6 protein-coding genes and 1 rRNA gene are annotated in these 7625 nt (G+C 35.1%); 3 read left to right on the forward strand and 4 right to left on the reverse strand.

Annotated elements, in window-relative coordinates; translation table 11 throughout:
* Window positions 1–15: 15 nt before the first annotated feature.
* From kdpA to ABEB31_RS07725, 4 genes are all read right to left on the reverse strand, one after another.
* Entirely contained in the window at window positions 16–1734 is a 1719-nt protein-coding gene (gene kdpA / locus ABEB31_RS07710) for a potassium-transporting ATPase subunit KdpA (protein WP_347050756.1), read from the reverse strand.
* A gap of 94 nt (window positions 1735–1828) precedes the next feature.
* On the reverse strand, window positions 1829–1906 hold the full coding sequence (gene kdpF / locus ABEB31_RS07715; protein WP_347050771.1) for a K(+)-transporting ATPase subunit F: 78 nt from the start codon (window positions 1904–1906) through the stop codon (window positions 1829–1831).
* Between the two features lie 184 nt (window positions 1907–2090).
* Window positions 2091–2372 (reverse strand): DUF7674 family protein, encoded by a 282-nt coding sequence (locus ABEB31_RS07720; RefSeq protein ID WP_347050757.1) that lies wholly within the window; start codon window positions 2370–2372, stop codon window positions 2091–2093.
* Between the two features lie 213 nt (window positions 2373–2585).
* Window positions 2586–3923 carry a sigma-54-dependent transcriptional regulator gene (locus ABEB31_RS07725; protein WP_347050758.1) on the reverse strand — a complete coding sequence of 446 codons (1338 nt, stop codon included), beginning with the start codon at window positions 3921–3923 and terminating at the stop codon, window positions 2586–2588.
* A 157-nt stretch (window positions 3924–4080) separates the two neighbouring features.
* On the opposite strand from ABEB31_RS07725, the gene ABEB31_RS07730 reads away from it, so the two are divergent.
* From ABEB31_RS07730 to ABEB31_RS07740, 3 genes are all read left to right on the forward strand, one after another.
* Window positions 4081–5289, forward strand: coding sequence for a polysaccharide deacetylase family protein (locus ABEB31_RS07730; RefSeq protein ID WP_347050759.1), 1209 nt, complete (start codon window positions 4081–4083; stop codon window positions 5287–5289).
* A gap of 204 nt (window positions 5290–5493) precedes the next feature.
* Complete coding sequence (locus ABEB31_RS07735) at window positions 5494–6510, forward strand: LLM class flavin-dependent oxidoreductase (RefSeq protein WP_347050760.1); 1017 nt, start codon at window positions 5494–5496, stop codon at window positions 6508–6510.
* Window positions 6511–7463: 953 nt separating this feature from the next.
* Window positions 7464–7625 (forward strand): 16S ribosomal RNA (locus ABEB31_RS07740); the annotation flags it as partial.

The following is a 7625-nucleotide window of genomic DNA, read 5'->3' on the forward strand; positions in this document are numbered from 1 at the left end:
CACATTTTACATTTTTCACAATGTGAAATACTCTGCCAATGGTCCAAGAGCCAACGCAGGAAAGAAAGAAAGTGCAGCAATAATCGCGATCACAGCAAAAATCATAATTCCAAAAATGGATGTATCTGTTTTTAAAGTTCCTGCACTTTCGGGAATGTATTTTTTATTGGCTAATAATCCGGCAATTGCCAATGGCCCAATGATCGGAATGAAACGGCTTAATAGTAAAACAATTCCCGTAGTGATATTCCAAAACGGATTGTTATCTCCTAAACCTTCAAAACCAGAACCGTTGTTTGCAGCACTCGATGTATATTCATATAACATTTCAGAGAATCCGTGATTTCCCGGATTGTTCAGCCAGCCTGTTGCATTTCCGCTAAACCAGTAACCCATTGCGGTATCATTTGCAGCCAAATAAGAAGCTAAAGCTGTTCCTGATAATATTAATAACGGATGAAGAATCGCAATAAAAGCAGCAATTTTAACTTCGCGAGCTTCGATTTTCTTTCCTAAGAACTCAGGAGTTCTTCCAACCATTAATCCGGAAATGAATACCGCCAGAATAATGAAGATATAGAAGTTCAAAATACCAACGCCGCATCCGCCATAGAAAGCATTTACCATCATTGCCAGCATTTCCATTGTACCGGAAACCGGCATCGAACTATCATGCATACTGTTTACAGATCCTGTAGAAATTACAGTTGTGGCGATACTCCAGAATCCCGAAACTGCCGGTCCAAAACGGACTTCTTTTCCTTCCATCGCGCCGGTGGTCTGAGCAATTCCCATTCTTTCGATCGCAGGATTTCCGTTTAGTTCACTGGAAATGGTTGGAATTACAAGCAGCAAAAATCCAACGGTCATTACACCAAAAATGATATAGGAGAATTTTCTTTTGTTGAGGAAAAACCCAAGCGCAAAAATCATGGCAAACGGAACAATCATCTGCGACCAAAGTTCAACAGCATTGGTTAAATAAGTCGGATTTTCTAAAGGATGTGCTGAGTTTGCTCCGAAGAAACCACCACCGTTTGTACCAATATGTTTAATCGCAATAAAGGCAGCGGCAGGTCCACGGGAAACTTCTACAGTATCTCCTTGTAAAGTGGTAATCGCATTTTTTCCTTCAAATGTCATGGGAGTTCCGCTAAAAACAAGAACGGTTGCTACAATTATAGAAAGCGGGAGTAAAATACGAGTACAGCTTTTGATGAAATAATTGTAGAAATTTCCCAGTTTCTCTGTGGTTCTTTCTTTCATTGCTGTAAAGACCATAGCAGCTGCGGCAATTCCGACTCCGGCCGAAACAAATTGTAAAAACATTAATAGCATTTGTGATAAATACGAAACCCCGCTTTCGCCTGAGTAATGTTGTAAATTACAATTGACAACAAATGAAATGGCAGTATTAAATGCCAGATCTGGCGACATATTCGGATTATTATCGGGGTTTAGAAATAAAGAACCCTGAAACATTAGCACAAAAAAGCAAAGAAAGAACCAAGTCATATTGATACTTAAAAGTGCTTTAAGATGTTGTTTCCAGTTCATTTCTTCTGCCGGATTGATCCCGCATATTTTAAAGATAAATTTTTCAATTGGATTGAAAATCGGGTCAAGAAGCGTTTTATTTCCCAAGAAAACTTTAGCAATGTATTTCCCGAAAGGAATTGCTAAAACAATTGTCAGAATAAAAATGCCAATGACTCCTAATAATTCTGTATTCATAATTTTATTTTTTGTGAGATGTGAAATGTGAATCGTAAAAGGTGAAATGTTATTTGTAAATGCATCTAACATTCACTTTTTACCTTTTACACAATTAAAATTTTTCGGGTTTAATTAATACGTAAACCAAATAGGCGAAAACGGCGATAGAAATAATAAAGAGTGCTGTCATGATTTAGATTTTTTCAAAAAGTTCAATCGATTTAAAACAAATCGCAAAGGGTAGAACTGCCAGTGCGAGTAAAAAAAAGGTGATTAACATATAAATGATTTTAGATTATGATTATTTGAGAAGTAAAATGTAAGTTGTGAAAAGTGAATGCAGACATCTTACAGCTCACAACTTACATCTCACATTATACTCCTGAAGCATTAACTTGTTTGATATATTCTGCTCTTAGTGTTTGCGGAAAAAGGTGAGAAATATTGCAGTGTCGCATTTCCATAAAAGAGGAAACCGAAAAAATGTACACGTTAGAAATAGCATTTTTAGTTTCGATACTTCCGGTAACCAATAGACGTTCAGCAAGTGCTAAACATTTTTTTGCCCGAACAATATTGCCGGATATAATCGATTTTTTGGTAATTTCTGCGAACCGTTCGGCTTGTTTGTAGATGGTATTAACTTGATTTTTCATGAGAAGGAATTTTTATGTTCTTCCTCCTTATGCCAAAAGATGTTCCGAAAAAGTAAAAAGTGGTCTAAAGTATTGTAGAATAGTAGATTATTGTTTTCTGCCAAAAATTGAGCACAAAAAAAGCCTATCAAAATGATAAGCTTTTATTAAAACGATAAGTTTTTTATTCCGGCGAGGTTTTGTCCCGAAACTTCGGGATTGCAGGAGCGTAATCTATAAATTGTACTCTTCTATTTTGCGATACAAAGTCGCAATTCCAATTTCCAGCAATCTTGCTGTTTCTGCTTTATTCCCTTTGGTGTAATTTAAAACCTTTTGAATATGCAGTTTCTCAATACTCTGCATAGAAAAAGCAGACATTGATTTAGAAGTTTTTTCGGATCCCTGCTGCATTTCGTAAGGCAAAACATCAGAAGTTAAAACTGTATCACTTAAAATGACCGAGCGTTCGATAATATTTTTAAGTTCACGAATATTTCCAGGCCATGAATAATTTTCTAATTTCTGAACAAAATCATCAGAAACAGATAACAATTTTTTATTCGTTTTTTCAGAAAACTGTTTTGCAAAAAAAGTAATTAAAAGGGGAATATCTTTAATTCTTTCTTTTAATGAAGGCAATTTGATTTCGAAAATATTCAAACGAAAATATAAATCAGAACGAAAACGATGCGCTTCACTTTCTTCTTTTAAATCACGATTTGTAGCAGCAATCAATCTGAAATTTGATTTTTTTGGAGTCGTATCACCAACCGGAATATATTCGCTGGTTTCTAAAACACGCAATAATTTCGCCTGAAGATCAATCGGCATTTCACCAATTTCATCTAAGAACAAAGTTCCGCCGTTAGCTTCTTCAATAAAACCTTTTTTGTCTTTTAATGCTCCGGTAAAAGCGCCTTGTTTATGACCGAAAAGTTCACTTTCTAAAATTTCTTTGCTGAAAGTACTGCAATTGAGCGCCACAAAAGATTTACCAATACGGTTACTATTTTCATGAATGGCCTGTGCAAAAACCTCTTTTCCTGTTCCCGTCTCACCAGTTAGCAATACAGTCGAATCGGTTTTGGCTACTTTTTTTGCTAAATCAATAACTTGCTCAATTGCTTTGGATTTTCCTATAATGGTATCAAACGAATATTTATCGCCAATTCTTTTCTCTAACTGTTGTACTTTTTTCTGCAATTGCACTTTTTCTACTGCTTTATAGAGAAGCGGAATAATTTTTTCATTGTCATCACCTTTTACAATATAATCAAAAGCACCGTTTTTCATGGCCTGAACGCCGTCGGGAATATTTCCGAAAGCGGTTAGTAAAATAACTTCCGTTAAAGGAAAACTGCTTTTTATATTTTGCACAAAATCAACACCGTTTCCATCAGGTAATTTTACATCACACAAAACAACATCAATTTCTGTTTGCTCCCGTTTTTTAAAACCGGATTTTAAATCTTTGGCTTCAAAAACTTCGAATCCTTCAGATTTTACTATGCGTACCAAAAGACTTCGTAGTTTTTCCTCGTCGTCTATAATTAATATTTTATGTGTCATTTGCAGATAAATCGAAATTCGAATTTTGAATACAAATTTAGGCTTAAAATCAGTTGACTTTTTGACTTAAAGGAAATTATTTACAGCATCTCCAATTTTAAAATATATTTAAAAAAAAGAAATGTATTTTTAGTTCGAAAATGAATCTCTAAATGTTATGCCAAAACGTATTCTACTTTTAATTGCAATAGTCTTTGTAAGTTTTGCTGGTTTTTCAAATGAAATCAAGAGTGATTCTACTAAATCAAAAACGATTTCATTTAAAATAAAATTAAAATCTGATGCCAAAGTTGATATTATACCATCTCCTTTGAAGTATAACAAACATTTTGCTTATAGCTTTACGCTCGATGATGGTTACCGATCGGCTTATTTAACGGCTTTTCCTTTATTGAATGGAGGAAAAATTAGTGCTTCAAATACAAATGAATGGAAAATGGATCAGGGAGGAGACGGGACAGAATCGAAAGGACTTTTTTATTCTGACGGATTTGGAAATAAAATTCCTTTCAAATTGGCTTTGGCAATAAATGCGGGATCCCTAAGAAGTGAACCTTCGAATCGGGGTCATCTTTCATGGGAAGAAGTTCGCGAAATGAATAATGCAGGCTGGGATATTCTCAATCATAGTTTACATCATGCTACAAAACACGGCACAAATTATCTGAGAGAAGTTACCCATAACACCAAGTCAATAAAAGAAAATCTGAATTTTACCATGTCACATTTCGTAGTTCCGGGTGGTGAAGGGGATGAGAAGTATTATTTAGAATATGAAAAAGAAGCGATTAATAATGGGTATTTTTCTGTGGCATCTTATTATGGTGCAGGACCGGTGTACAAAGTAAAATCAAAAGTAAATCTGGAGAAATTGATTTCAGCAAGAACTTTTGTGCAGAGTTCGCTAGATACAATTAGTTTTAAAACAATGGATCGCTATTTAAAAACAATAGATTCTATTGTAAAACAAAAAGATGCTGTTTGGTTTAATGAATTTACGCACGGAACAGGAAATGGAAATCTCTGGAACTTAAGCATGCGTTTCCCGGATTTTAAATATTATATGACGGCTCTTGCCAACAAATATGGAGTAAATGGAAATGATTCTGTCTGGATGGCGCCCTGGCAGGAAGTCTATGAATATATTTGGTTAAGAGACCGAATTAAAGTTGATTTTCAACAGAAAAATAAAGAAGTCAACGTTACCATTCAACTTTCCGAAATTCCTGAAACTTTCAGAAATCTTGATATCTCATTAAATATTAAGACTTCCTCAAAATTCGAAATAGAATACAATGCGGATTTAAAAATAAAGAATGACGGAAAAACAACTCATAAACAGATTTTTATTCAAATAAATAAGTAGCTACAAATAGAAGTATTAAAAATAATTTTATGTAATAAGAAATAATCCAGATAAATGTAAGAGGAGATAAAGCCAGCTGCCAATTTCCTTTCCTGATTAATTTTTCTCATTTAGAACAATATATAATATTATAATTCTATTAACATTAGAAATAATTGGCATTCGTATAAATGACTTAATTTTGCATCTTAGCCTTATTTATATATGAAAAAACCAATTTCAGTCTCCATATTAGAGCTCGCGATAATCACTCAGGATAGCAACGCGACAGAAACATTTCAAAAAACAAAAGACATTGCCCAACTAGCCGACAAAATCGGATACAAAAGAATGTGGCTGGCAGAACATCACAATATGGCTCATGTTGCAAGTACAGCAACAGTAGTCTTAATAGGTTATATAGCAAGTCAGACGCAAAATATTCGGGTAGGTTCTGGCGGAGTTATGCTTCCCAATCATTCTCCTTTAGTAGTGGCCGAGCAATTCGGAACTTTAGAAACGCTTTATCCCAACCGAATTGATTTAGGATTAGGAAGAGCACCCGGAACAGATCAGCCAACTGCCGAAGCGATACGTAAAGATTTTTTTGAGCAGGCACAACGATTTCCGCAGAATGTAAGTAAGCTTCAGGATTACTTTTCAGAAGAAAATGCTACAGGGAAAGTCCGCGCATTCCCGGCAGAAGGTTTAAAAGTGCCAATCTGGATTTTAGGATCAAGTATGGATAGTGCCGCTTTGGCTGCAGCATATGGACTTCCGTATGCCTTTGCCGGACATTTTGCCCCGAAACTAATGATTCAGGCATTTGAGTTTTACAGAGAAAATTTTCAACCATCAGAATATTTGGATAAACCAAAAACAATGGCTTGTGTCAATGTAATTGCAGCAGATACAACCGAAGAGGCAGATCTTCTGTCTACAAGTTTGTACCAAATGTTTTTAAACTTAATCAGAAACGATCGTAAAGGATTACAGCCTCCCGTTCCGTCATTAGATGACATCATGAATGAGCAGGAGCGTTTTCATGTGGATCAAATGACTGCCGGAACTTTTACAGGAAACAAAGAACAATTAGTAACCGATTTAAGAAAGTTTATCGATTACGCCAGAATTGATGAATTAATGGTAACCAGTCCAATTTTCGATCATCAGGCAAAACTTAAAAGTATCGAAATCACAAAAGAAGTCATTGATAGTTTAAATTATAGTATCACTATATAAGTGTATTTTTCTACTATTATATATAAGGTACATTTTTCACAAACCCGACCGTTATTAAAACTGTCGGGTTTGTTTTTATCCATATATATAAGGCGAGAAAATATATTGGAATTATTTTGTCAGGCTGAGCGTAGTCTAATCATTTTAAAATTTGGAATTTGGTTTTTAATAAGGAAGCTGTTCCCGCTATCCGTTGCAATCTTTGCTATTTAAAGAAAAAAGCAAAAGGATTTCCACTACTATCGGGGCTAGGGGATCTGTTTCCAGAAGAAATTTCTTGTTTCCATGAAGAGAAAAGGGAAAATTGAGCTGCTTTGAACCTTTTTTGAAAAGCAGGTAAGCCCAATAAAAAGGGAAGAATTAAAACTTTGCGCCTTGGAGCCTTTGTGGCAAAACCTACCCAAAACAGGCAAATCCAGCCAAAACCCGAAAATAGATTAAAAAACTTCTTGTTGTAAAAACCGCTATACCAGTAACTTATAAAAAAGATTAAAATTATATAATAAAAACCCTTGTAAATGTAAATAAAGGTGCTACTTTTGCACCCGCAACAACGACAGACGTTCACTGAAATACTGACAAGCAAACGAATTTAAACTGAAAAATTTTTTTCAAAAAAAGATTCCAAAAAGCTTGTGAGATTTGAAAACGGATGTTACATTTGCACCCCGCAAAACATTAGAAAGTTCATTGATAGATTGGTAGAGTTAAGTAGAAAAAAAGGAAAAGAAATTTTTCAAAAAAAAATCAAAAAACACTTGCCAGTTAGAAATAAGTTTTCTAGTTTTGCACCCGCTTTGAGAACAAACGAAAAACAAAAGAAGACACGTTCGTAGACATATTGAATTGACAGCCGTCTCGTCCAAAAGACGAGACAAATAGAATAAGAGTAATAGGATCGTGAGATTCGAAAAGAACCGATAGTAGGCATCGATTATATAATATTACAATATACGATGAAGAGTTTGATCCTGGCTCAGGATGAACGCTAGCGGCAGGCTTAACACATGCAAGTCGAGGGGTATAGTTCTTCGGAACTAGAGACCGGCGCACGGGTGCGTAACGCGTATGCAATCTACCTTTTACAGGGGGATAGCCCAGAGAAATTTGGATTA

This window comes from Flavobacterium olei (assembly GCF_039749035.1).
In the GTDB taxonomy this organism is placed as follows: Bacteria; Bacteroidota; Bacteroidia; order Flavobacteriales; family Flavobacteriaceae; genus Flavobacterium; species Flavobacterium olei.